Raw genomic sequence first — 26,272 nt, forward strand, 5'->3', positions numbered from 1 at the left:
AAAGGGTTAGGGGAACCACCCATTTATCAACAAGTCTAAACATTAATTATGAAATTGCTCCGATTCAAGCGAGCAGCGTGTCCGCGCTCCATGTTGCTCTTTCTGCTGCTTTGCTGTGTGTCCCTGGCAGCGTCCGCGCAAAGCATTATTTCTGGTAAGGTGACAGATGAAACAGGGAACCCGTTACCAGGCATCACCGTGGCTGTAAAAAATACTTCCCAGGGTACCCAGACAGACCCTGCCGGCCACTACACCATTCGTTTAACACAGCCGGCAGGCACTTATACACTTATCTTTTCCGGTATCGGATATGCACAACAGCAACAGAATGTAACGGTAACGGCTACTGGAACGGTTACACTCAATGCAAAAATGAGTGAATCCGTATCCAAGCTGGATGAGGTAGTAGTAACAGGTACTTCTGCCGGTACTACCCGCAAGCAGCTGGGTAGCTATATCAGTTCTGTAAAAGCAGACGCACTGAATAAAGGCGCCACCAGTAACGTACTGACAGCATTGCAGGGTAAAACCGCCGGTGCACAGATTACGCAGAATTCTGGTGATCCTTCCGGTGCTATGTCCGTGAAACTCCGTGGTATCAGTACTATCAGTGGCTCTACCGAACCATTGTATATCATTGACGGTGTGATCGTCGATAACAGCACTACCCGTGTTACCAATACCGACCCTAACTATAACGGGGGTACGTTTGTAGGTAATATTGGTCAGAACAGGCTGGCAGATATTAACCCGGCAGATATTGATCATATCGAGGTACTGAACGGTGCTGCTGCTGCTGCGATCTATGGTTCCAGAGCAAACGCCGGTGTGGTACAGATATTTACCAAAAGAGGTACTTCCGGAAGACCAACAGTGAGCTTCTCTACCGGGATGACCCTAAGCAGCTTACGTAAGGAACTGGACGTAAATGAATCCCCGACCAAGTTTGGTGGCGATCCTCAGGTTACTACCCAGGACCTGATTACCAAACCGCTTTCTACTCAGAAAACAAATGTTAACAGGTATAACTACCAGGATTACATTTTCCGTACAGGCGTAGGAACAGATAACAACGTATCTGTTAACGGTGGTTCTGAGAAAACAAAATACTTTGCATCTGCCAGTTACTTTTATAACCAGGGTATCGTTAAAAATACTGACTTCCAGCGTTACAGCTTCAGACTGAACCTGGACCAGGAGATCACCAAATGGTTAACTTTCAATGGTTCTGTAAACTATATCTACAGTAAATCCAATGAAAAACCAGATGGCAATACTTTCTACTCGCCGCTTAACTCTATTACCATCATCGGTAACTATTATGATATTCAGCAGCGTAATGCAAATGGTGAGCTGATAAAAGTGGGTAACTTCGGCCGTGTAAACCCGGTATCTATTATCGAAGATATCCGCCAGGGACAACAGGTTGGCCGTATTATCACTGGTGCTGGCTTATCTATCAAACCTATTAAAAATCTTAGCATAGACTATAAAGTTGGTATCGATAACTATTCTCAGAATGGGGCTACCTATATTCCGGCATATGCTTACTTTGTGAGTCCTGCCTTTTATGGTGGTGGTGCCAATTTTGATCCAACCCAGAACGGTTATGCAAGTACGGCGAATAATGTTTCCTTCATGATCAACCATGATGTAGGAGCAACCTATACGGCAGATATCAACAAAAATTTATCTTCTGTTACACAGGTAGGTTATTCTTTACAATATCAGAAGATGACTTATTCTATGGCGCAAGGCCGTGGCCTTGGCCCGCAGATCCAATTCCCGAGTAAGGCGATAACGGTGATTCCTGGTGATGATCAGCGTACAGAGATTTCTATTAATGGTGAATTTATTCAGCAGAACTTTAAGTACCGTGATCATTTGTTCCTGACAGGTGCATTGCGTGTGGATGGTTCTTCTGTATTCGGTAAAAATGAACGTAACCAGCTCTACTCTAAATTGAGTGGAAGCTACGTGTTGTCTGGTGCAGATTACTGGAAAAATTCCAGTATCTCTAAATGGTGGACGCTTCTGAAATTCAGAGCAGCCTATGGTGAATCCGGTAACTTAACCGGCATCCCTGCCTATGCACGGTACAATACCTATTCCGGTACTGCATTTATCGGGGCATTGGCCTTCCAGTCGCCATCCACCTGGACAGATCCGAATGTTAAACCTGAAAGATCGAAAGAGTTGGAATTCGGTACAGATATGTCCTTTTTTGGAGATCGTATAGGCCTTAGCGTTAACTACTACCGCAAAAAGGTACAGGACCTGCTGATTAGTCGTGCAATAGCTCCTACCAATGGCTATTCCAACTACCTCTCCAATGTAGGTTCCTTACAGAATAATGGGTTGGAAGTAGTGTTGAATGCCATCCCTGTTCAGACGAAAAATTTTGAATGGAACCTGACGGCTATTTTCAACAGAAACAGGAACAAGGCGATTGATATCGGGCAATCACTGCTGGTATTCCCTACCGTAGGTGGCGCGCCAATTGCAATTGCCAATGGTCAGCCGGTAGGTTTCTTCTACGGTACCTTCTTCGCCAGACAAGCGAACGGTGATCTGTTGCTGGACCAAAACGGACTGCCGATCATTGACAAAGGCGTACAGAATTCTCCGCTGACCTATACGGTAGACAGATCTATGGGCGGTTTACCAGATACCCTTGCAACGGTGTTGAATAGGAAAATCGGTGATCCTAATCCGAAATGGACAGGTACATTGACCAACGACTTCAGGTATAAACGTTTCAGCTTACATACACAGTTCGACTTTGTACAGGGAGTGGATGTATTTAATGCAGATTACAGAACACGCCAGGGTGTTGATAATGGTAAAGTTGCAGAAGCAGAAGATGAGGGTAAACTGCCAAGAGGTTGGATAAGTGCGGCTTATTTAATCCAGGAATGGAGAGTGGATGATGGTTCCTACGTAAAACTGCGTGAAGCTTCATTGAGTTATAACTTTGGAAAAATCGGTGTATTCAGTGATCTGACGGTAAATTTCGGTGGCCGTAACCTGATTTCGTGGGATCATTACAAGGGATATGATCCGGAAGTAAATGCTGCGGGACAAAGTACATTATTACGTGGTATCGACTTCGGAACCATTCCTATTCCAAGAACATGGAATGTTGGGGTACGTGCTAAATTCTAAATTAAAAACCGAACAATCATGAAACGCTATATAACACTTTCTTTAATAGGCGCATTGGTATTGGGAGCCTGTTCCAAGAATTTTACTGACCCTTCGGGGCCTTCTTCTACACAGGTATTTCAGACACGTGTAGCCCTCACGGATGCAGCAGTTGGTTTGCAGGCCTGGTATGTAAAAGACAGAGGCGGTTTAATCTATAATACTGTCTGTGCAGGTAGTTTACTTACCGGTGAAACATATGTTACCAATAGTGGTAATACGGACGAGGCACAATTAGCTGCCGGAGGAGGTAACGTATTAAATACAAATGTGGTGGTAGGCAACCTCTGGAGCGTTACCAACAAAATTATTTTTGATGCCAATAACATTCTTGCTGCAACACCTACAGTAGTGCCTACTGCAGCTGATGCCAGCGGTATCCTTGCTTATGCCTATATGTTCAAGGCAATGTCTATCGGTATACAGGGTACTTATTGGACACAGGTACCCGATACCACCGGCAGACCTGATACTGCTCATTACGATGTACATTTCATCCCTGCACAGCAGGGATTTGAAAAAGCAGTGGGCATACTTAATAACGCTATTAATGTTATTACTGCAAATCCGCCAAGTGCCAGCTTCTCGCAGTATGTACCGGCTGGTATTAATCTGTTAAATACACTGTATGCCTTAAAGGCTCGTTATGCGCTGTATGCGGGTCAGTATGATGTGGCGCTTGCTGCGGCAGGAATGGTTGATCTGACGGTGAAATCTACCTTTAACTTCAACACAACTGTTACAAACCCAATCTATACGCTGGCTACATCTACCGGAAATATCTTCCAGACGGTAGACAGTACAATGGGCCTGCCTGTAGGGTTCAGACCGGATATAGCCGATAAACGTATTTTGTATTACATGCTGCGTAAAGTATCCGCTACAGGTGTTGTTACCTGGACTATCAACGGCTATTACAATAGCACCATTACAGCTATCCCTGTGTATCTGCCAGGTGAGGTTACATTAATTAAAGCGGAATGTTACGCGCGTCAGGGAGATATTTCTGATGGTCTGACAGAGCTGAACAAAATTGTAACCAAACAGCCGGCTAGTGATCCATTTGGCATAGGTGCGGGTTTGACAGCTGTTACTGCTACTTCACAGGCGCAATTACTGGACCTGATTTATAAACACCGTCGTATCGAATTGTTTATGGCTGGCCAGGAACTGATTGATTCGCGCCGTTTCGGACGTCCTGACAGTGAGCGTAAGCGGAGTTATTTCCCTTATCCGTTTGTTGAAAGAAATGATGATCCGAATACACCTAATGACCCTTCGTTCTAACCATGCATATGTTGTTCTCTCAAGAGTAGAGACCTGTTTTCAGTCTTGCTTATTTTGCTTGTGAAATTGAAAATCCCGGCGTTGGCCGGGATTTTTTTTATAGTTAGTTGTTGTTATCTTTTATCAGTGACTGCAATCGTTCTATTACTTCCGTGACGGCAGATTCCTGCTTCTTTATCACCCGCTTCCCGAGAATGAACCAGGTGAAGGCCATCCATCCCAGTACCAGCGCAAATATGAAGAGTCTTACAGGTAGTTGGTAGGTTTGTGTATATTCTATCATATAGAGGCAGACACCAGCACCGAGCAGTATAAAATATATTTTCATGATGGTGGTCTGCATAAACCGTTGTTTCTCTCTTACCTGTACCATATGTTGCAAATAATCTACTACAGGTAAATCTGTGTGTTGATCGTTGCTCAGCATCTGCATCATCTTGGTGGAGGAAAAGAGGAACAGGAACATGGCAATCAATGCCATGGCTGTACCTATCCAGGTGGTGATCATCGTTGGTTTGGCTGCGGCTACCACATATATGATCCATACGCTTGTGATGATCAGCAAGATGCTGGTACGAATTAACTTACGTCTTAAACCTGTTTTTACCTGAAAGGCTTTTTTCAGCAATGCTTCTTTCGATGGTGCAGGTGCGGTTTTTTTGCTTTGCCACAACTTTTGCAGTTTATCCTCAACGCTCATAAGACTTAAATTTTTCGGTTAATTTTTCTTTGATCCTGTGAATGCGTACACGTACGTTTGATTCTGATAACCCAAGAATGGTAGCGATTTCTGCCTGCTTTACTTCTTCCAGTTCCATGGAGATGATCAGCCTGTCTGTTTCATTCAAAGTAGCGATACATTTGTACAGGAAATTCACTTCATCTTCATTTACCTGGTGGCTGATTTCATCAGCCCTGTCTACTTCCTTGTTTACAAATCTGCTACTTCTTTCCAGTTGCCGGAGGCAGTTATTACAGGCTATCCGGAAGATCCAGGTTCCTATGGAGGCTTCCTGGCGGAAGTTAGGCAGTTGTTGCCAAACGGTGATGAAAGTGTCTTGTGCGATGTCTTTGGCCCAGTCATCATCGTTTACATAACCCATGCATAACCGGAATACTTTGTCCCAGTAGTCTGCATAGATGTCATCGAATGCAGCCTGTTGTTTAGCGGAGGAATTCGGTGATTTGGTTAAGATACCATTCTTGATCGTCATACATGATAAAGTGTAATCCCTTGGTTGCGTATTTCAGGGTTGCGGTTTTCAGATTAGTATATTGTGATTCGATTGCGGGTTTATAGTTAGCAAATACAGATTCGAGCAAAACCAGTGTAGGGATTTTAATAGCTGTAATACTTTGACGCTGGTCCATATTATAAAATTCGCAATAGGTGTCAAGATACGTTTTTCTATCAGATTTAACGCCCCACATAGCTATTTCTTCACGATGTACAGTGTCTACGATCAGACGCTGGAGGTTAGCCAGCTGCATTTTATACATGGCAGAATCAGACAACGGCATAATACGGGCGGCCATTTTGCTGCAATCAGGATGTTCTACTGATTTGAATTCAGGATTGAAGGCCGCGTTGAGGCAAGGCAGTGCATCTACAATAACCAGTTTGCTGAACACATCAGGATATTTGGTGGCGAGCATCAGCGCCATACCACCACCAAGACTATGTCCGATAATTACCGGTTTGGTAAGATGATTTTTGCGAACATAGGCGACAATTTCATCAGCCCATTTTTCGAGGCTTGGATTAGCATCTGCAGGGGCGCCGGCATAACCAGGCATTGTAAAAATGTGGCAGGTATAATCTTTATTCAGGGCTGCAGCAGTTTCTTTAAATACATCACCACTGCAGGTAAAACCAGGGATAAAAATGGCAACTTGTTTTCCTTTTCCTTCCACTTTTACCTGGAGGTTGGAAGATGTCTGTGCATTAGCGAACAGGTTCAGGAATAAGGCTGCGGTAGCGAGTATCAGGAAGAGGAAGAATGACTTTTTCATGTTTTTCGTTTTAAATTTCCTTTTAGATACACGACGTTTCAAAATGTTACAGAAATTTTTGAAATTTTTTTTAGTGATTGATTATCAACAAAAAAGAAACGCATGCACCTGAGGGTGACATGCGTTCTTTATAAATCAAAAGGCTGAGAAGGTTAGTCTGCTTTAAGATTTTTTACCGGGTTAGCAATAGCGGCTTTGATGGCCTGGGTACCTACTGTTAATAATGTAATGAGAATGGCTGTTAATGCGGATACTGCAAATATCCACCAGCTGATATTAACTCTGTAGGCGAATCCCTGCAGCCAGTTATTCATCATATACCATGCTACGGGGCCGGCTACTGCAAAGGCGATGATCACCAGTTTGAGGAAATCTGCAGATAGCATGGTGATAATACTGGTCACGCTGGCGCCCAATACTTTCCTGACACTGATTTCTTTGCTACGCTTCTTCGCAGTGAAGGTTGCCAGTCCGAATACACCGAGGCAGGCCACGAATACGGTGAGTCCTGCAAATATGGCCAGGATGCGGCCTACATTGGCTTCGGACTTATAAGTATCTTCAAAACGCTGGTCCAGGAAGGAATAGCTGAAAGGGGTATCTACGTTTAGCTGTTCCCATTCTTTCTGGAGGGTGGCCAGCAGGCCCGTTACATCTTTGGTATTGGTTTTAATAAGGATGTTGCCGTAGTTCTCACTCAATTTCATTACCAGCGGAGAAATCAGGCTATGCATGGATTTGAAGTGGAAGTCGTTCACTACGCCCACTACATGGAATTCCTTGCCGATGCCTTCATTGCTGAGATGACGGAAGGTCTTGCCTATCACGTTACCTGTCCAACCCATGGCTTTTACCGCCGCCTGGTTTATTATGACTGCGGTGGAATCCGTACTGTATGCCGGTGAGAAATTGCGGCCTTCGGCCAATGTCATCCCCATCACGTTGATATAATGTTCATCTATCTCGTAACAGATCGATTTTACCTGGGCACTGGTACCATTTTCAAAGATGAAGAAGTTATTATTATAGGTAGGCCCGGAAGGGATAAAACCTGAGGTGGTAATATCGGCCACCCTGGAATCCTGCTGAATGATGCTGCGCAGGCGTGCGGATACGGCCTGGTCGAGATGGTCGGCCTGGTTGAGGATGATGACCTGATCTTTATTATATCCCAGTTTTTTGTGCTGTATATAAGATAGCTGTTTATATACGACGGCGGTGCTCACCATCAGTGTAATAGAGATAAAGAACTGAAATACTACCAGCCCGCTTCTGAGACGGTTGCCCTGTTTGCCTCCCGGCGAGAAGCTGCGTTTCAGTGCGGCCTCCGGTTTAAAGGAAGACAGGAACCAGGCAGGATAGATGCCGGCAAAGGTTCCTACCACTACAGCAAAAAGGAAGAGGCCTGGAATGAGCCATAGCAGGTCGTGGCCGGAGATACTGAGATTGCGTTGTGCCAGCTGGTTGAAGGAAGGCAGTAGTATCACTGCCAGGATAGCCGCCAGCAGCGTGGCTATCAGAGTAATGGAAATGGATTCCAGCAGAAACTGCAAGACAAGCCTGTTCTTTGGAGCTCCCAAAACCTTGCGCATGGCCACTTCCTTGACACGGCCAATCGCATTGGCGGTAGTCAGGTTCATGAAGTTGATGCAGGCGATCAATATCATAAACAATACGATGGCGCCGAAGATATAGATGTATTTCATGTCGCCGGCAGGCTCCATTTCATCCGGGAAGTTTGAGTGCAGATGTATATCTGTTAAGGGTTGCAGGTAGATGCCTATGTCATTTCCTGCTGCCCTGAATTCTTTTAGGGTAAGGTGCATGGATTGTTCCATCTGCGGGGCCATGTACTTGTCCATGATAGCGGGCAGTTTGGCTTGTAGCTTCTGATAGTCGCTGCCAGGGCGTAGCAACAGGTAGGTATGGTAGCCGGAGGTCATCCAGGAATTGGAGGACGCGTCTGGAAATCCTGTGAGGGAGCCGATCATATCGAAGTGGAAATGTGCGTTTTCGGGGATTTTATCATAAACACCGGTAACGCGCATATCCTGGTTGGTATTCTTAAAATGTAATAGCTGTCCTACCGGATTCTGATCACCGAAGTATTTGCTGGCAATGGCTTTTGATATAACGATGGTATTGGGATCAGTGAGCGCGGTATTAGGGTCGCCATTCAGCAGGGGAATGGTAAATACCTTAAATAAGGATGCGTCGGCAAGGGCGTAGTTGTTTTCTTCAAAGGTTTTATCGTTAAGGCTGATGATGGGAGCGAAGGTTAATTTGATTCGGACAGCCTCCTCAATTTCCGGGCATTCATTTTTCAATGTCTGCGCTACCGGTGGAAATACGTGTGATTCATTCATCGCGTCAGATTTCACATGGCCGCGGAAGACCACCCGCACTATATCCCCGGACCGTTTGTTAAAGCGGTCGTAGCTCAGTTCGTGACTGATATATAGCAATATGATCAGGCTGGTGGCTATCCCTATAGCCAGTCCCGTAATATTGATCGCTGTGAAAGCCTTGTTGCTCCGGAGGTTCCGAAAGGCGACCTTGGCGTAATTCTGTATCATGTCAAAAGGAAATCAAAGGAAATGCCGTAACGGATTGGTATTGATTATCAGTAGATTAATTGTCTTTAAGTACTGGGATAATGTCCGTTTTTGAGACAATAGTGTTCAAATGCAGACAGCCATCGCTGATAGATTAAAGTTACATTTTTTAATTTTGGGTAAAACGGGCTGTAATGAAGATATATCAGAAAGGCGTAAGGCTAAGGCCAAGGGCGAGAGGATTTCACCTGATCACGGCAGAAGTGATGCAGGCGATGCCGGAGCTGGCGCGTATCAAAACGGGTATGTGCCAGGTGTTTATTCAACATACATCAGCGGGACTTACCATCAATGAAAACGCCGATCCTACGGTGCGGGTGGATTTCGAGACTTACTTCAACAAGGCGGTGCCGGAAAACGATCCCGATTATGAACATGACTATGAGGGTTCGGATGATATGCCTGCACATCTGAAAGCCTCTCTGCTGGGGAGTTCTGTGATGATTCCGGTGCATAACGGCCGTTTTGCCTTTGGTACCTGGCAGGGAATTTATTTATGTGAGCACAGAAATGAGGGCGGCGCCAGAAGCCTGGTGATCACCGTTTGGGGAGAAGAGTAAAAGGATTCCTGATTATAATTCCTGGTGATGGACTTTATATGCAGCGAGCATAATCAGCAAGGTGCCGGTAGATACCTGCAGAATATCACGCATGCTCTTAAGCGCTCTGGCAGCGAGTTTATAGGCTCCTTTAACGGAGATTTCCATAATTTGTCCTATCTGATCATAGTCTAATTCTTCAAAATATCGTAGGTAGATGATCTCCTTTTGCCGGCTATTCAGCTGGTTGAGGGCGTCTGTGAGCTGTTTCTGCTGTTCCTGTACCTGTTCTTTTTTAATATATGCCTGCTCGTAGGAGAAGTTGGCGAGGAAGTCGTGCTGATCTTTATCGAACGGTACCAGCGTTACGTTGCGGCGTGGCCGCAAGCGGTTGTACAAAGTGCTGCGAAGTGCTACAAACAGGTATGGGCGAAGGTCTACGTCGTTACTGAGGGTGTCTCTGTTTGTCCATAATTTGATAAAAAGTTCCTGGATAACATCTTTTACGAGGTCCTGATCGGCATGGAAACGAATAGCATATTCATACAACCGGTCAAAATACCGGTCATAAATTGTAGCAAAAGCCTGTTCGTTGCTTTGTTTTAGTGACTCCCAGAGTGTAATATCTGATGCAGATAAAAGATCCATATCCCAACTTCTTCGAATTAAATGTACAAAAAATCAGCATTGCCGTAGACGGTAGTTGGCTGTGTTGTTTTGGCTGATATGATATAAGGATATAATTGCAGTCGTAAAATTATAAAAACAATCGAGTTAAAAATTCATTTAAGAAAAATTAAAAAAATTAAAAAAAAGTGGGGTGTTTTGTAAAATCCTTGTGTTCTATTTAAACACGGGGTTATTTTTTACATCCTGTGAACGATTTAGTGGTACTAACGAAGGTGGATATTGGATAAAGCATATCATTTATTTTCTAAAGAAGATTTTCTGGAAGATGCAGATTTTCTGGAATGGGTAAGATATGCCCGCCCGGAAGCGGAGACATTCTGGACGTTGTGGCAGCAGGAGCAGCCGGCAAATCTGCAGGAGATGCTGGAAGCAAAGGCTGTAGTATCGGGGATCTACAGGTTAGAAAGAATGACGCCTGCGGCTGATATAAAAGCAGCAGTCTGGAAAAATATCCAGGCAGGAATAAGTGAAGAACAAAAAATATATCCGCTAAAATCCAGGAGTAACTGGTGGAAATATGCCGCTGCAGCAGTGGTGATACCAGCAGCGATTGTATTTGGATATTATAAATATATCAACAGAACGATTGTTATTAAGGCCGGATATGGGCAGATCGTAAAGTTGCATCTGCCGGATTCCACTGCCGTTACGCTGAATGGCAATTCTGTATTGACTTACGGGCCGTGGAAGGATGGAAAGCGTGAAGTATGGCTGGAGGGCGAAGGCCTCTTTAATGTAACGGCCACTAATAAGGCATTCCCGTTTATTGCGCATGCCGGAAAAGTAAAAGTAGAAGTATTAGGGACAGTATTCAATATAAAGAGCAGGCGGGATAATGCTGAGGTTTACCTGCAATCAGGTAAGGTAAGGGTAACCGCAGATGGTCATCAGCAGCCGATCATACTGGCGCCGGAACAGAAGGCCAGCTATGATGCAACCAGATTTATGCTTATGAGTACGCCGCCGGATAACAGTAACGCATCAACGGCCTGGCTGGAAAGCAAGATGCAGCTTAAGAATACGACAGTAAAAGAAATTATTGAGACATTGCAGGATACATATGGCTATACCATCATCCTCCAAAACTCATCTATTGCCAACAGATCTATTGACGGAACATTATCGCTAGACAACATCAACACCGTAATTTTCGAATTACAGGCGATACTGAATGTCTCCATCGAAAAGAACAATGACACGCTGACATTTAAGAGTAACGGCCAGCGGGGGTATTAAACAATTTCATTAAAACCAAGATCAATGAGGATTTGTACCAGACAAAGCCTGAGGGGCTTGCTATGCCTGTGGGTACTGTTAGTCACTTGCACCTATGCCAATGCACAGCAAAAGGAAATTTCTGTGAAAGAAGCCCTGGAAAAGGTAACAAAGTACTACGGCACTACCTTTATTTATGAAGGGCTGATCGTAGAAGGAAAGAAAACATCCGTGAATGTAGAAGCACTGTCCAAACGCCCTGTAGAGGAAGTACTGAAAGCGATCCTCTACCCGGAATTGTATTTTCTGTACGTAAATAAAAATCACTATACCATCGTTCCCCGTAAAAAGGCTGCCAACGCAGATGTGCCATTGGCTCCTGGTCTGGAGAAAGTCAAATCCGTTGATAGTGATGGAAATGTCACTCTGACAATTACTATCATCAGCGGTATGGTTACCGACGATGCAAAAACGCCGCTTCCCGGAGTGTATGTACAAACAGAAGGCGGCAAATACTGGGCAGTAACAGACAATACCGGTCGCTACGCTATTAAGGTTCCTAAAGAAACCGCTGAGCTGATTTATAATTACACCGGTATGGAACGCGAAAAGGTAGCGGTACTGAACCGTAATTATATTAATGTGGTGATGCAAAGTAAGGTGCTGAACGAAGTGGTGGTAACGGGTTACCAGACTTTATCCAAAGAGCGTGCTACTGGCTCCTTCTCAATTGTGAAGGCTGCTGACCTGGAAAAGCGCCGTATCTCTTCATTATCACAGGTATTGGAAGGTACGCTGCCAGGTGTGGTTAGTTACCGTGGAAGTATAAACGTTCGTGGAAGAAGTACTATTAATGCAACAGCAAGTCCACTTTATGTAATTGATGGTTTTCCAGTAGAAAGCACTTCCTATGATGCCAACAGATATATCCAGGAAAGTATACCAAATATAAATCCGGAAGATATAGAGAGTATTACCGTGCTGAAAGATGCGGCAGCAGCGTCTATTTATGGCGCCAGAGCGGCAAATGGCGTGATCGTTGTCACTACAAAAAAAGCGAAAGCCGGTAAAACACAGATAGGGTTTTCTGCTGACTATGCAGTAACTCCTTTGTATGATCTGGGCTATTATAACAGGGCCGGTTCTGCTGAAATGGTGGACCTCATCACTTCTTATTTTGATAATAACACATTATTAAAAACAAATACTGCCGGAGAAATAAAATCATTGAGAGAGGGCCCTGGTTATGTATCTCCAGCTTTGGATGTGCTGCTGCAAACACTGGAAGGAAAACTCACCCGTGAGCAGGCAGATGCCCAATTGGCTGTTATGCGTACTAAAGGCAACCAGTTTAATCAGCAGATCATGGATGCCTTTATGCGTCCTAAGACTAATCAACAGTATAACCTGTCTGTTGGTAAGGCAAGTGAATCCAATATCTTCAATCTCTCTGCTACCTATAAAAACAGTCTTGGGTATGGAAAGAATGACCGCAACAGTAACCTGGGTGTCAACGTGCGTAACAGTACGGATATCTCCAAATGGTTAAAAGCTGATGTGGGCATCTACCTGAATTATATTGATAACTCGACACCGGATAATAACCTTTCTTTATCCTCTCCTGAAGATTATTTTAATTACCTGATGCCTTTTGAATCTATCTATGATGCAAATGGAAATTTTACGACACTGCGTAATAAACAGAACCAGATAGAGAAAGACAGGTTTTCATTGTATAACCTGTATTCAATAGACCGTAATCCGGCGCAGGACCTTAATTACAACCTGTTAAAGACAAAGGGCCTGGATGCAAGAGCTAACCTGCGTTTGAATGCTAAAATTACGCCATGGTTAAATTATGATGTAATGTTCCTGTATGAGCGTGATAACAGGAAAACAGAACAGCTCCTGGACCAGAACTCTGCCTACATGCACGATATTTTTAACTCGTATGGTACCGTAGATGCTAAAGGGGCAGTAGTTTATAATATTCCTGTTGGAAATGCTTTGAGAAGTACATATAACAACCAACGTACTTACAGCCTTCGTAACCAGGTTAACTTCAACCGTACTTTTGCGGATCGTCATGAGGTGACTGCTATCCTGGGTTCCGAAATCAGAGAGAGTAAAGTAAACAGAGATTTCAATGCGGTATACGGCTATGATCCACTGACGCTTTCCACGCTTCCTGTCAATGCAACAGCATTGCAGGGTGGTTTCACCTCTGCAAATGGTAAGGCCACTTCTTTTAGCAATTCTATGCTGGCCAATTTCAATGAACTGACGAACAGGTATGCTTCTTTCTATGGAAATGCTGCTTATACCTATAGTGAAAAATACATGGCATCAGGAAGTATTCGTTATGATCTGTCTAACCTCTTTGGTACCAATCCTACCTACCAATACCGTCCTTTATGGTCAGTAGGTGCAGGCTGGATTATGTCTAAAGAACATTTCATGGATCAGATCTCCTGGTTGAACATGCTGAAACTTAGAGCTTCCTATGGTATCAACGGAAACGTGGCAAAGAATGCAGGGCCATTTATGGTGGCATCCTATGGCACTAACAGTGTTGCCGGAGGTGCTCCTACCGGTACTATTTCCAATCCGCCAAATCCAAACCTGCGTTGGGAAAAAACGACTTCTTCCAATATCGGATTTGATTTCGCTGTGTTGAAAAACAGGCTTTCTGGTTCCGTAGATGCGTATGTTCGTAACAGTGAAGATCTGTTGGTAAGTAAAACAATTGATCCTGTACTGGGTTTTACCAGCGCATATGTGAATAATGGCGCCATGCGTAATAAAGGGCTGGAGTTATCACTCAGGGGAAATGTAATCAGTACCCGTAATGTACGTTGGGATGTAACAGTGAATTCTTCGTTTAATGATAACAAGGTAACCAGAATTGATTATAGCCCTAAACTGGCTTCTGATCTTATCCCGAATGCTTCTGGTTACATCCTTCAAGGTGATCCGTTTCAGTCGCTGTATGGTTACAGGTACGCAGGACTGGATGCAAAAGGTGACCCAATGATCATTGGGGCGGATGGCAAACCAACTTCAGGAACGGTAACATCTCCTGCTGCAGTAGCATATATGGGTAGTTATGTACCTAAATATTCCGGTGCACTGATCAACAACGTTTCCTATAAGCAGTTTGATCTGTCTGTAATGTTTGTATATAATGCAGGCCATGTTATGAGAACAGAAGTACCATTCTCTATAAACATGTATCCTAATAGCCCACTGATGGCTGGTATCGGCAATGCATGGCAAAAGCCGGGAGATGAACTGACGACCAATGTCCCTCGTATTGCATGGGATTATAGTGACCAGGGGATTAATCTCCGTAACTCTTACTGGAATAATGCCGACATCAACTTTAAGAATGCCTCTTTCATCAAGGCGAGAAATATTGCGCTCACCTATAACCTGCCTAAAAACTGGTTACAACGCATGAAGCTTGCTGGTGCAAAAATCCGCTTCCAGGCTGATAATCTTTTCTATATCAGCTTTAACGGACAACACCTGGATCCGGAAACCGGATCATTTGGTACCGGCGGACTCACCACTTTCACCAGAGGAAACCGCATCATGCCAACTTATAATTTCGGATTAAACATTTCTATCTAATTCAAAGGCAGTAAAGAATAGAATATGAAAAAGATTTTTCAACTGATATTGTGTGGAGCTGTCCTGGCAGGAGCCGCCAGTTGTAATAAATACCTGGATATCGTACCGAAAGGTCAGAAGATACCGCAAACCTTTGAAGACTACAAGGCTTTGCTTGGTTCCACAAAGGCACATACTTTCGACTTTACCAGCCAGGCAGTTGTAGCAAACGAATGGTATACCATACAAACCGCACAGGCAACACAGAGCTTTGCCATGATAAATTATAACTGGAAAGAAGGTATCGACCGGTTACAATATGTGCTGACGGACATGACCTATAGCGATGCCTACGCCGCCATTTTTGTTTACAATGTATTGATCAATCACGTTGCCAGTGCAACTACAGGTACTGCTACACAGAAAGCAGAATTGATTGCGCAGGCAAGAGTTTGCAGAGCATTGCATTATTTTAACCTGGTAAATACCTACGCTAAAACATATAATCCCAGCACTGCGGCCACTGATCCCGGTGTGATGATCAATGTGAATGATGATATGGAGCAAACCCTGAATCAGTCTTCCGTGAAAGAAGTATATGACTTTGTTATCCGGGAGGCAACACAAACAATTCAGGACCTGCCTGTTACCTCTATGAATGGGTACTATGCAACCAAAGGTGCTGCATATGCCTTACTGGCAAGAGTGTACATGTTCCAGCGTGATTATGCCAAAGCCGCCGAAGCTGCAGATAATGCACTGAAACAGAATAACACACTTTTCGACTATGTGAAGTATTACAATGATAATAAAACATTGGCCGATGGTAATTCTCCTGGTATTAATGTGCCACTGATTGACTTCTCTAACCCGGAAAACTACGTGTTTAATCATGGTGGTGGTACCAACCAATCACAAGGTTATTACATTACCGGATACCTGAAGGCTAGTGATAGTGTACTGTACGATAAAGGAGATGCCCGCTTAAAAGTCAATTTTGCGGTGAGAACAGTTAGTAGTGAGGCCATTCTTTCCTATCGCCGTAATGATAAGCCTAACATGAGCGGACTTCGTACTCCGGAAGTTTATTATATCAAGGCTGAATGCCTGGCCCGTGCCGGTAACATGCAGGAAGCAATGGAGGTACTGAATACCGTACGCCGTAAACGCATCATCACGGCTTTTTATAGCGACGTAACTGCTACAACAGAAGCAGAAGCTATCGCAAAGATCCGTAGGGAAATGAGATGTGAATATCGTGGCGCTGGTATGATGTACCTGGATTACCGCCGCTTTAACATGGACCCTGTGTATAAAACCACACTGACCAAAACAGAAGGAACAACTACCTATTCTATTGCACCTGATTCCTATATCTGGATCATGCCATTCTCTGCAACTTCCATCGCCTACGGCGAAGGACGCCTGGTACAGAACTCTAAATAATGTCCGTTTTGTAAATAAAATCACCAACTCTTAGAAAAACAACAGGGAGCCCGTACAGGCTCCCTGTTTGTTTTTTATAAATGAACAAGGGTGTACCATTGCTGGCACACCCTTCGGATTAATTCGCGTAATATAGGCTAATAGTAGTAAAGACTTAATTGTAAGATGACATACTTGAGAACTGAAAAGTTACGCAATATTTTCCGAAGTAGGACAGGAGGATATATCCCCCTTTAGGGGTAGAATTGCTGTCTGTTCCCCTATTAAAATAATTCTTACTATATTTGTACCGCCTTTAACAGGCTGCTGACATCTCTGAACGGGGCAGATGTACCTACCCAGGCCCCACGAACTAATCTTTTTTTATTTAAAATAAGGAATATGGAATCTATTGGATTCTATTGCGATGCCGCTGGCATCGAAAAAAATGCGATGCAGCAGCTGGAAAAATATGCCCAAAAATCTTTCCTGGAGCGTATCTGCGCATTTACTGATATTCATTACTGTGATGAAAAGGCGTTGCCCGTTGGTGTCGCCTTTCGTACGTCGGACTATTTTTATCCGCTCATCACCGGCAAGGATATTGGCTGTGGCGTGATGGTGCTGCATATCAAAAAGGAATACTGGCTGAAACCATTCGATAAGAAGGCCCACTATAAAGCCTTTCAGCTGGCTCATACTAAAATGACGGATGATGGATTGGGTGGAGGAAATCATTTTTTATCTATTGAGGAAGATGACCAGTCAGTTTATATTATTTGTCATACCGGTACCCGCGATCGGGGTATAGCGCTGTACCAGCAATGTTTGCAGCTCACCAGAGATTTCTCACAGGAATATGGGCAACAGGTAGATTTTGTGCATAAAGATTTCGCCGGAGAGGATTTTGTGCACTATTACAGGCAGACATTGGATTTCGGTCAGCAACGTCGTCGGAATTTCTGTATTAAAACCCTGATCTTCCTGCAACAGGCGAATTATATCCAATGCAGGAAAGAGACAATACCCGGCGATTATCTGGCTAAAAACTATAAGGATATAGCGGCAGAAGGGATATTACATGGTACGCCTTATTTCCTTTCAGACTCCGTACATAATCATTTACGCTTTACAGATGAATATATCATGCATCGTAAAGGAAGTACAGAGCTGGAAAAAGGGCAGATGGCCGTTATCCCGTTGTCTATGTCCAGAGGTAGTTTGCTGGTGGAAATCAATAATACTGCTGCCGCTGCAACGGCATTGAATTCCTGTGCGCATGGCGCTGGCAGGAGGTTGTCGAGGTATGCAGCCATGAAATACTGGAAAACAGTATTAAAAGAAAAGCAGCGAAAGGCTTACCAGGAGCAGTTCAGCGAATTGCTGGACCGCAGCGGGAATTTACCGTCAGGGTATATCCAGGAGTTTGACTTTGCCTATAAGGATGATGCGGATATCTTTAACTATCAGCCATACCTGAAAAAAATCACCCAAACAAAGCCGGTTGTAACGGTAAAGTATACGGAGATTTAATCCCGGCAGATAGCTGCAAAAAACAGAAAACCACGGATCTTCCGTGGTTTTCTGTTTTAGAAAAAAAATATTTTATACCATTGGAGGCGTATCCTTATGCTCTTCTGACGACGGATGTTGCGGAGGTGTATCCTGTGCAATTTCTTCGCTGACAGTATCAGGTACTTCCGTGGTAGTTATCTGGTAGGAAGGTTCATCTTTTTTACCCAGAATTTTCTTCCTGATAAAGCCGATAACTGCCATGGCAGCTACTACCAGGAATTTCCAGATAACGGCTAAATATTTCAGGATAACAGCAAAGAAACCGACTTTAGCGAGTACCTTACCGGCAATCAGACCACCGATTGTCCAGGCGGCAACCTTATCCACTTTAGGATCGAAATCAGCATAGGCATTACCTTCCGTGAAAGTGGCCATCTTTAATACCTTGTCGATATCAGCTTTTACCAGCGGAAGTTCTGACATAGAACACACCGCATCCAGCGAGAGAATACCTTTTTTACCGAGAATACGAACTTCGTAATTCAGGGTGTTATTATCTGATGGTTGTTCGCCTACCTGCAATTCTTTGGCCCAATGCAATACTTTATGTTCTTTATCGTAGAATGGTTTCTGCGCCCAGTCAATCAGATGAATGGTGCGGTAACCGTTCTTTTTACGCTCCTCATTGGTTTTTACTTCATCTTCAATTATTTGCTTCTTCAGATCATCGTAGTTCATATGTTCGGCATCATCATCTTTAATGAAGCCAACATCTTCATACTTCACAATAAAAACATAGGAGTTTTCTGTTAAGATGTCTGATTTTTCGGGAAAGATCATGCCCAGGGCCTCCGCTGCAATCTGAGGAGGGTTGCCATAAATCTTTTCAATAATGAACTGACTTTGTTCTTTTCCAAGGAATTTAAAGCCTGCAGGAACATTCAGCTGGGCATCGCCTGCCGATAACGTGACGAGGCCTGTCTTGTATTTCATCGCTCCCCGGAGAGAGTCGGCGTATGCATTGATTGCTTCTTCTTCTACAACAGAAGAGTCCACTTTTTTCTGGGCTTTCAGTTGGAGGGTCGTAAACAATATAACAGCCAGGTACAGAAAATTGCGCATGTTAAAAAATTTGGGTTCGCGCAAAAGTGCAATTTTTCTTCTGGAAATGAAAACATAGTCGTCCAGATTACAACTTTAATGGGGGGTGACTAGATAAGTTCTGAATGCCCTTGTTTAAGGCCTTCCTTCCTGTGGTTGAAAGGATTTAACTAACCATATTAAGGCATCTGTATGTAACAGGACATTTAATAAAATGATAACCAATAAAGTATATAACCACCACCTGTATCGTTTCAATATCATGGCCGCCAGCAATAAAAGCTGGAACACTACCATTAAGATGAAAAACACGTACAATGGCCATAAATTCATCCTGATGCCGTGCCTCAGGTAAGAAAAGCTAAGTGCCTCCAGGTCCGCTACCATAAATAAATAGCCTGATAGCGTGTGTGGAAAGATTAGTTCCCAGGATGATTACCAAAGTAATACACCACCTGATTATTTGTTGTTTCATACAATAGGGAAGATGATGAAATTACATTTTTCCACAAGATAGCAGATCAATTATTGAAATGCGGCCCGGAATTCCATTGGAGACTGATTGGTTTTTTGCTTAAATAATTTGCTGAAAGATTGAGAGTGCGAAAATCCAAGCTCATAGGCGATTTCACTGACACTCAAGCTGGTGGTACTCAGGCGTTCCTTCGCATAGTCAATCATTTTTCGTTGTATGTGTTGTTGTGTATTTTGTTGGGTTTGAAGTCGCAATAAAGTACTGAGGTAGTTAGGAGAGATGTTTAATTTTTGTGCGATACTGGTGACTGTTGGAATACCTGCTGATAGTAGGTTTCCGGCAGAAATATATTCATTCAATACCATTTCGAATTTTTCCAGTAATTCATGACTTGATTTTTTACGGGTGAGAAACTGTCTTTCGTAGAAGCGTTCGGAATAGGTAAGTAATAATATCAGTTGTGCTATGATTAGTTCCTGGCTGAAGCGATCTATATTTGACTGATATTCTTTTTCTATACTTTTTAAGATATCAGCTATGGTAGTTTCTTCTTTTTCAGAAAGGAAAAGCGCTTCATTTACTGCATACTGAAAAAAATCGTACGACTTTATTTTAGCTGCCAATGGGGTATTCCATAAGAAGTCGGGATGTATGAGTAACAGCCATCCGCTGGGCTGAACCTGTACATCCGGTTGAATTTCAAGTCGCAGAAACTGCAGCGGTGAAATAAAGCAAAGTACCCCTGAATTAAAATCATATGGTTGTTGTCCGTAGTTAAACCTGCCCTGAACATTCCGTTTTAATCCAATTGAATAAAAGTTTTGTATCCATTTAAGCTCGGTATCATCTATAGGGTACTGAACCTTACTGTAATCGATCAGACTGATCAGTGGATGGTCAGGACCGGAGAGCTGACAGAAACTATGGAACTCAGCAATTGAATTAAAGCGGAATGTCTTATCCATACTGGTTAATTTAACAATATACGATATGCCTCTTTACTGCAAATGTCGTGATTAATAGGCGGTGGAAAAAGTGTAATTTTTATATTGTTCCACGTCTTTGTTAACGATATTTTGTTTGTCTTGTACGAGGTCATATGCATCTTTTCCCAGGAAGAGGTGTACCGGAGGATTTGCTTCCTGGCTGATGGCGATCAGTACGTCTGCAGCTTTTTCGGGGTCATTAGGCTGCTGATGATTGATTTCATTGATATGTGCCTGCTCTGCCTTTCGGGCGGCTGTATAGGCCTCAATCGGGCGCGCAGGCCTACCCACCGAACCTTTGCTTAAGAAGTCAGTACGGAAGTAGCCAGGGTATACTACCGTTGCATTCACGCCGAATTCTTTTATCTCTGCTGCAAGGGATTCTGTAAGTCCGGCAACCGCAAATTTAGTGGCGAGATAAATTCCCCATCCGGGAAATCCGCCATGGTAGCCACCAATGGATGCAATGTTGAAAATATGTCCTTTTTGTTGTTTGCGTAGCTGAGGCATTACATTCCGGATAACATTTAAAGTACCGAAAACATTTACATCAAAATTTTCTCTTGATTCCATGTCGGAAAGCTCTTCCAAGGTACCTATCTGTCCATAGCCGGCATTATTAACCACTACGTCGAGGTGGCCGAATTGTGCAATGGATTTTTCAACAGCTGTAAGTACGCTGTTATTATCGGCAAGATTTACTTCCAGGGGAAGGAAGTTGGCAGCAGGCGCGCCGATGGCATCTATCAGTGATTGTGCATTGCGTGAAGTGGCTGCAACACTGTGGCCTGATGCCAGTAGTTTTTTTACGAGTGATAGTCCGATTCCTTTGGAGGCGCCGGTTACCAGCCATACGTTATTTGTTTCCATACTTTACTTTTTGGGTTTAAAGTGATGGAACAAAGGTGAGGTGCAATAGAAAAAGAAATGTAGCCGGATCAGTTAATCCTGTAGCTAAATCGTGAAAATGTGTTGGTAACCAGGTCAGCTGCCGGCATGTAGCGACTGACCTGGAGAAGGTGCTTGTCGGTTACAGACAGTCTACAGTTATTGTTAAACGGCAGCCTGGGCAGGTAGTTGCATCAACTGAGGTTAAGCAAACCTGGCCTTTTTGTTTAGGCATGTTAAGGTTAGCTACTTTGATTTTGGTTAACTGAAGCGGCTTTTTGGTTTGTTGCTGTTTCATGGTGGATTACATTTGGAAATTTGTCCTCTCCTGTCTTTAGCCTTGGTGGCAATGCCGTGGAGCGGTTGTTCAGCGTTAAGCAGGTATAATGCATTTATTTTCTAGGAAGATGTACTGGATACGAAAGTTAGGCCAGGGAAAACAAATGTTAGTCTGTCGGGTTCATTGGGTTATATAGTTCGGAAAGCTAATCGGTCATCAGTACGTTAATGAATGTAGGTATTTTTTCTGAGGCGGAAAATTTTTTTTGATGGTGTACTGGTTTAATGAAAGACAATCCCTGTCAGAATTTGAGAACAGGGATATCATGATAATATTTTTGAAAGAAGTATGCTCGCAGTGAGTTGTCTGTTATGCCGTTTGTGCAGAGTTCTTTAACTGAGCTGTCTCCTTTTAATTAGCAGGCCGTTTCGTTCTTGTGTTTTTATGACTGGCTATTTTTACTTTAATCAATCGGGGAGCTTTTGTCACCCTGTTTTATGTTGGATTCGGAGCGAATCGCCTGTGAGATCTGTTTAGAGAAGTCCATTCCTGATGCAATCAAATAGCTAACTATTGTTAAGATGTCGCCAATGTTGGTTATCTGTTCGTCTGCAGGTATGACCTCTGTTTCACTCATGTGCTGCTTATACTCCTGGCCGACATGCTCCATAAAACAATAGGTTGTCCTGCTGTTTAGTTCATGAAATGCACTGCATAGCTGTTCTAACGTTGTATATTGGTTCCATAATCCGGAAAGCATATTTTGCGTATATTCGTTACTGTTAGATTGTACTAACTGCTCCTGGAGCATTTTTTTAAATGCAGATAATAGTATTGACTTTCTGGTAATAAAATCATCTATATGTGCTGCAATACCAGGTAGGTTCATTGGTAATTCAAAATCTCCGGTAGCGATATAATTTGCCAGTTCCAGCAGCGCATCTGTATACTCCTGAATTTCCTTTACCCAATCCTTACACTGCTCGAAATATTGTTCTAATGATTTCATTAATATTTTTTACTAATACCGGTAGACTATTTTCAGATAGTGCTAATTGATTGATTTTCTATCGTCTGTGTATCTGATCTTGCTGATTTTTCCTTCAGGCCATCCAGCGAAGGGAGAAATTCGTACAAATTGTAAGCAAATTAAGAAGGCTTTCAGCAGATTTGATGCTGAAAGCCTATCCTATAAAAGTGTCCTCGTAGGGACTCGAACCCTAGACCCGCTGATTAAGAGTCAGCTGCTCTACCAACTGAGCTACGAAGACAAGTAAATGTTAAATTACCTATCTCCAAATTTAACGGTTCCTGTGAATTTTTATCAATTTTATTTGATTAAATTTGAAAGGATAGTATAAAAAAGGTTAGCTCACTATAAAACATTTGTCTAATGCAAGAAGCATATATAGTTGCCGGTTACCGCACGGCGGTCGGCAAATCGAAGAGAGGAGGTTTCCGCTTTTACAGACCCGATGACCTGGCAGTTGATGTCATTACCGGATTGCTCAAAGCTGTTCCACAGCTCGATCCTAAACAGGTAGATGACCTCATCGTCGGTAATGCGGTGCCTGAAGCAGAACAAGGCTTGCAGATTGGACGTATGATTTCCGTAAGGGCACTCGGTATCGATGTTCCCGGCATGACAGTCAACAGGTACTGCGCATCCGGCCTCGAAACCATCGCCATCGCTACCGCTAAAATCCAAACCGGTATGGCCGACTGTATCATCGCCGGCGGTACCGAAAGTATGAGCCTCGTTCCTGTTGCCGGTTGGAAAACCGTTCCCAACTATACCGTGGCTAAATCCAACCCGGACTACTACATCGGTATGGGCCTCACCGCTGAAGCCGTTGCGAATGAATTTAAAGTCTCCCGCGAAGATCAGGACGAATTCTCCTATAAATCACATATGAAAGCCTTGAATGCCATTAAAAACGGCTATTTTAAGGACGGTATTCTACCGATCAACGTAGATGAAGTATATGTGGACGCCAAAGGCAAAAAAGCAGCAAGAAGCTACGTAGTAGATACAGATGAAGGCCCTCGTGCCGATACCTCCCTCGAAGCACTCGGTAAACTGAAACCGGTGTTTGCCGCAGGAGGATCCGTTACCGCCGGTAACTCCTCACAAACCTCCGATGGCGCCGCCTTCGTAATAGTGATGAGTGAAAGAATGGTCAATAAGCTGAATATCAAACCTATAGGTAAGTTGGTGGCCTGCGTATCCGCAGGGGTACACCCTCGTATCATGGGCATAGGCCCTGTTGCCGCCGTGCCTAAAGTCCTAGAAAGAGCCGGTAAAAATCTCAGCGATATCGACCTGGTAGAACTCAACGAAGCATTCGCTTCCCAATCTATCGCCGTAATCAGAGAACTGGGCATCAACCCGGATATCGTGAATATCAACGGTGGCGCCATCGCCCTCGGTCACCCGCTCGGCTGCACCGGTGCCAAACTCACCGTACAAATCCTCGGTGATCTCAAACGTCTCAATAAAAAATACGGCATCGTTACCGCCTGCGTAGGCGGTGGTCAAGGCATCGCCGGTATCATCGAAAATATAAACTAATTATACCCATCTGAATTCAAAAGGCAGTGTCTATCCAATAGACGCTGCCTTTTTATTTCCACGAAAATATTTTTGATCCCGACCTGTTCTAACTCAATAGGTTAGCACCTCTTCGACCGATTAGGAATGCATATGAAATAATTTTTTAATCTAGATGAATTAAAGTTTTTACTAATTTACTGCCGATTCAGCCAAAAAGCTGTCAACCATATCGTTTATTATGGATCGTCGACAATTCCTAACCTTATCGCCTGCACGTAGCCGGAACACTGCTGCTGCCCGTACTGTAACCGGCATCACAGCCTATACCGGCCAATGGGGCTCCCTACAACTTATCCACCTCCTCAAACGCACCATGTTTGGTGTTACGCCTGCTGATGTCAACGCACTGAAAGGCCTTTCCATGCAACAGGTAGTGGATATCCTCCTTACTCCCCAGCCAGATCCTGCTCCACCCGTAAATGACTATGGGATAGACAGTACCGGCGTTGCGCCAGGCGCCGCCTGGAACCGCGCACCTAAAGGAGATGAAACCCTCGAGGACGATAGGATCGCCTCCTACAAGGCATGGTGGGTCGGACAAATGCTGGCCCAACAGCGAAGCATACACGAAAAAATGGTACTCTTCTGGCATAACCACTTCGTTACAGAAACAAGCATGGTGAAAGACAGCAGGTACATCTACCAATATAATCTTACCCTCCGGCAAAATGCCCTGGGGAATTTCAAAACGCTGACCAAAGCGGTAACCCTCGACCCGGCCATGCTGGTATATCTCAACGGTTACCTCAATTCTAAAGGCGCCGCTGACGAAAACTATGCCCGCGAACTGCATGAGCTGTTTACCGTAGGTAAAGGCCCGGATTCACATTATACAGAAGATGATGTGAAGGCCACCGCCCGCGTACTCACCGGCTTCCGTGTCGATCCTGTCAATATCGTCAGCACGTTCAACACCACTCAGCACGATATTACCAATAAGTCATTCAGCTCGTTCTATCTCAATAAAGTCATTTCCGGCAAAACCGGCACTGATGGCGCTACCGAGGTGGACGACCTCCTCAATATTATCTTCGCACAACCGGAAGTTGCTAAATTCATCTGCCGGAAACTATACCGCTTCTTTGTATATTATGATATCGATGCGGCTACAGAACAGAATGTGATCGCGCCACTGGCCGATATCTTCCGCAGCAGCGGCTACGACATGAAAACCGTTCTCAATGCCCTGTTTACCAGCGATCACTTCTTCGATCCGTTAAATATGGCATGCCTCATTAAAAGTCCGGTGGATTTTTGTATCGGTATATGCAGGGAGTTTGCTGTGAAGTTTCCGCCCGACTATCCCAGTCAATATAAAGCCTGGACCAGCGTCCACCGCGCTACAGCGATGATGCTGCAAAACCTGGGCGATCCGCCACTGGTGGCCGGCTGGGACGCTTACTACCAGGAACCTTCCTTTCATGAACTCTGGATCAATACAGATACCCTGCCCAAACGTAACCAGCTCAGCGACGCACTGATCGGGGATAACGGCTTTGCCGGCGTACAGATAGATCCTATGGCATTCGCTGCCCAACTCTCTGATCCCGGTAACCCGGTTGCACTGGTGGCGGATTCTCTGGATATTCTTTATCGTGTAGGCGTTTCCGATAATGTGAAGGATTTCCTGAAAACGACCATCCTGCTTACCGGTCAGCAATCCGACTACTACTGGACCAATGCCTGGAAAAATTATGTAAGCAATCCTAATGATATGCAGGCGAAAAGTGATGTGCATATCCGTTTGCAGGCACTGTATAAATATATCATGGACCTGTCTGAATATCAACTATCCTGATCCGCTGAAATATCC

Annotated in this window: 19 protein-coding genes and 1 tRNA gene; 10 read left to right on the top strand and 10 right to left on the bottom strand. The window is 44.0% G+C overall.

Going from position 1 to position 26,272, the window contains the following annotated elements:
* Window positions 1-48 precede the first annotated feature (48 nt).
* Together F3J22_RS06300 and F3J22_RS06305 are read left to right on the top strand one after the other, a co-directional pair.
* Window positions 49-3,165 (top strand): SusC/RagA family TonB-linked outer membrane protein, encoded by a 3,117-nt coding sequence (locus tag F3J22_RS06300; RefSeq protein WP_167015383.1) that lies wholly within the window; start codon window positions 49-51, stop codon window positions 3,163-3,165.
* Between the two features lie 18 nt (window positions 3,166-3,183).
* Window positions 3,184-4,491: a RagB/SusD family nutrient uptake outer membrane protein gene (locus tag F3J22_RS06305; RefSeq protein WP_167015385.1), complete on the top strand. Its 1,308-nt coding sequence runs from the start codon at window positions 3,184-3,186 to the stop codon at window positions 4,489-4,491.
* Window positions 4,492-4,594: 103 nt separating this feature from the next.
* Here the strand turns inward: F3J22_RS06305 and F3J22_RS06310 are convergent, their stop codons facing one another.
* The 4 genes from F3J22_RS06310 to F3J22_RS06325 form a co-directional block, all read right to left on the bottom strand.
* Window positions 4,595-5,191, bottom strand: coding sequence for a hypothetical protein (locus F3J22_RS06310; RefSeq protein WP_167015387.1), 597 nt, complete (start codon window positions 5,189-5,191; stop codon window positions 4,595-4,597).
* On the bottom strand, window positions 5,181-5,705 hold the full coding sequence (locus F3J22_RS06315) for an RNA polymerase sigma factor (RefSeq protein WP_167015388.1): 525 nt from the start codon (window positions 5,703-5,705) through the stop codon (window positions 5,181-5,183). The genes F3J22_RS06310 and F3J22_RS06315 overlap by 11 nt, the downstream gene beginning before the upstream one ends.
* Window positions 5,656-6,504, bottom strand: a complete 849-nt coding sequence (locus F3J22_RS06320; RefSeq protein ID WP_167015389.1) for an alpha/beta fold hydrolase — start codon at window positions 6,502-6,504, stop codon at window positions 5,656-5,658. Before F3J22_RS06320 ends, F3J22_RS06315 begins: the two co-directional genes overlap by 50 nt.
* 152 nt (window positions 6,505-6,656) lie before the next feature.
* Window positions 6,657-9,080: an ABC transporter permease gene (locus F3J22_RS06325; protein WP_167015390.1), complete on the bottom strand. Its 2,424-nt coding sequence runs from the start codon at window positions 9,078-9,080 to the stop codon at window positions 6,657-6,659.
* A gap of 173 nt (window positions 9,081-9,253) precedes the next feature.
* Here F3J22_RS06325 and F3J22_RS06330 point away from each other — a divergent pair, with 173 nt between their 5' ends.
* Complete coding sequence (locus F3J22_RS06330) at window positions 9,254-9,679, top strand: secondary thiamine-phosphate synthase enzyme YjbQ (protein ID WP_167015391.1); 426 nt, start codon at window positions 9,254-9,256, stop codon at window positions 9,677-9,679.
* Between the two features lie 12 nt (window positions 9,680-9,691).
* Here the strand turns inward: F3J22_RS06330 and F3J22_RS06335 are convergent, their stop codons facing one another.
* Window positions 9,692-10,306 carry an RNA polymerase sigma factor gene (locus F3J22_RS06335; protein WP_167015392.1) on the bottom strand — a complete coding sequence of 205 codons (615 nt, stop codon included), beginning with the start codon at window positions 10,304-10,306 and terminating at the stop codon, window positions 9,692-9,694.
* Between the two features lie 261 nt (window positions 10,307-10,567).
* Here F3J22_RS06335 and F3J22_RS06340 point away from each other — a divergent pair, with 261 nt between their 5' ends.
* From F3J22_RS06340 to F3J22_RS06355, 4 genes are all read left to right on the top strand, one after another.
* Complete coding sequence (locus F3J22_RS06340; RefSeq protein WP_167015393.1) at window positions 10,568-11,584, top strand: FecR family protein; 1,017 nt, start codon at window positions 10,568-10,570, stop codon at window positions 11,582-11,584.
* Between the two features lie 24 nt (window positions 11,585-11,608).
* Entirely contained in the window at window positions 11,609-15,196 is a 3,588-nt protein-coding gene (locus tag F3J22_RS06345; RefSeq protein WP_167015394.1) for a SusC/RagA family TonB-linked outer membrane protein, read from the top strand.
* A gap of 24 nt (window positions 15,197-15,220) precedes the next feature.
* The gene (locus tag F3J22_RS06350) at window positions 15,221-16,621 is read left to right on the top strand and encodes a RagB/SusD family nutrient uptake outer membrane protein (RefSeq protein ID WP_167015396.1); all 1,401 of its coding nucleotides are present in this window, start codon (window positions 15,221-15,223) and stop codon (window positions 16,619-16,621) included.
* A gap of 381 nt (window positions 16,622-17,002) precedes the next feature.
* Entirely contained in the window at window positions 17,003-18,133 is a 1,131-nt protein-coding gene (locus tag F3J22_RS06355; RefSeq protein ID WP_167015398.1) for an RtcB family protein, read from the top strand.
* Window positions 18,134-18,205: 72 nt separating this feature from the next.
* On the opposite strand, the gene F3J22_RS06360 is transcribed toward F3J22_RS06355, so the two are convergent.
* Window positions 18,206-19,237: a DUF2167 domain-containing protein gene (locus F3J22_RS06360; RefSeq protein WP_167015400.1), complete on the bottom strand. Its 1,032-nt coding sequence runs from the start codon at window positions 19,235-19,237 to the stop codon at window positions 18,206-18,208.
* 193 nt (window positions 19,238-19,430) lie between these two features.
* Here F3J22_RS06360 and F3J22_RS06365 point away from each other — a divergent pair, with 193 nt between their 5' ends.
* On the top strand, window positions 19,431-19,571 hold the full coding sequence (locus F3J22_RS06365; RefSeq protein WP_167015402.1) for a hypothetical protein: 141 nt from the start codon (window positions 19,431-19,433) through the stop codon (window positions 19,569-19,571).
* 170 nt (window positions 19,572-19,741) lie between these two features.
* Here F3J22_RS06365 and F3J22_RS06370 read toward each other — a convergent pair whose 3' ends face one another.
* The 4 genes from F3J22_RS06370 to F3J22_RS06385 form a co-directional block, all read right to left on the bottom strand.
* Window positions 19,742-20,656 (bottom strand): AraC family transcriptional regulator, encoded by a 915-nt coding sequence (locus tag F3J22_RS06370; RefSeq protein ID WP_167015404.1) that lies wholly within the window; start codon window positions 20,654-20,656, stop codon window positions 19,742-19,744.
* Window positions 20,657-20,707: 51 nt separating this feature from the next.
* A complete protein-coding gene (locus F3J22_RS06375; protein WP_167015406.1) occupies window positions 20,708-21,547 on the bottom strand; it encodes an SDR family oxidoreductase in 840 nt (279 codons plus the stop codon).
* Window positions 21,548-22,308: 761 nt separating this feature from the next.
* The gene (locus tag F3J22_RS06380) at window positions 22,309-22,854 is read right to left on the bottom strand and encodes a hypothetical protein (RefSeq protein WP_167015408.1); all 546 of its coding nucleotides are present in this window, start codon (window positions 22,852-22,854) and stop codon (window positions 22,309-22,311) included.
* A 189-nt stretch (window positions 22,855-23,043) separates the two neighbouring features.
* A tRNA-Lys gene (locus F3J22_RS06385) sits at window positions 23,044-23,116 on the bottom strand.
* Window positions 23,117-23,238: 122 nt separating this feature from the next.
* Here F3J22_RS06385 and F3J22_RS06390 point away from each other — a divergent pair.
* Both F3J22_RS06390 and F3J22_RS06395 read left to right on the top strand, forming a co-directional pair.
* A complete protein-coding gene (locus F3J22_RS06390) occupies window positions 23,239-24,417 on the top strand; it encodes an acetyl-CoA C-acyltransferase (RefSeq protein ID WP_167015410.1) in 1,179 nt (392 codons plus the stop codon).
* Between the two features lie 220 nt (window positions 24,418-24,637).
* Window positions 24,638-26,257 (top strand): DUF1800 family protein, encoded by a 1,620-nt coding sequence (locus tag F3J22_RS06395; RefSeq protein ID WP_167015412.1) that lies wholly within the window; start codon window positions 24,638-24,640, stop codon window positions 26,255-26,257.
* Window positions 26,258-26,272: the final 15 nt, after the last annotated feature.

The sequence above is a fragment of the Chitinophaga sp. Cy-1792 genome (assembly GCF_011752935.1).
Classification (GTDB): Bacteria; Bacteroidota; Bacteroidia; order Chitinophagales; family Chitinophagaceae; genus Chitinophaga.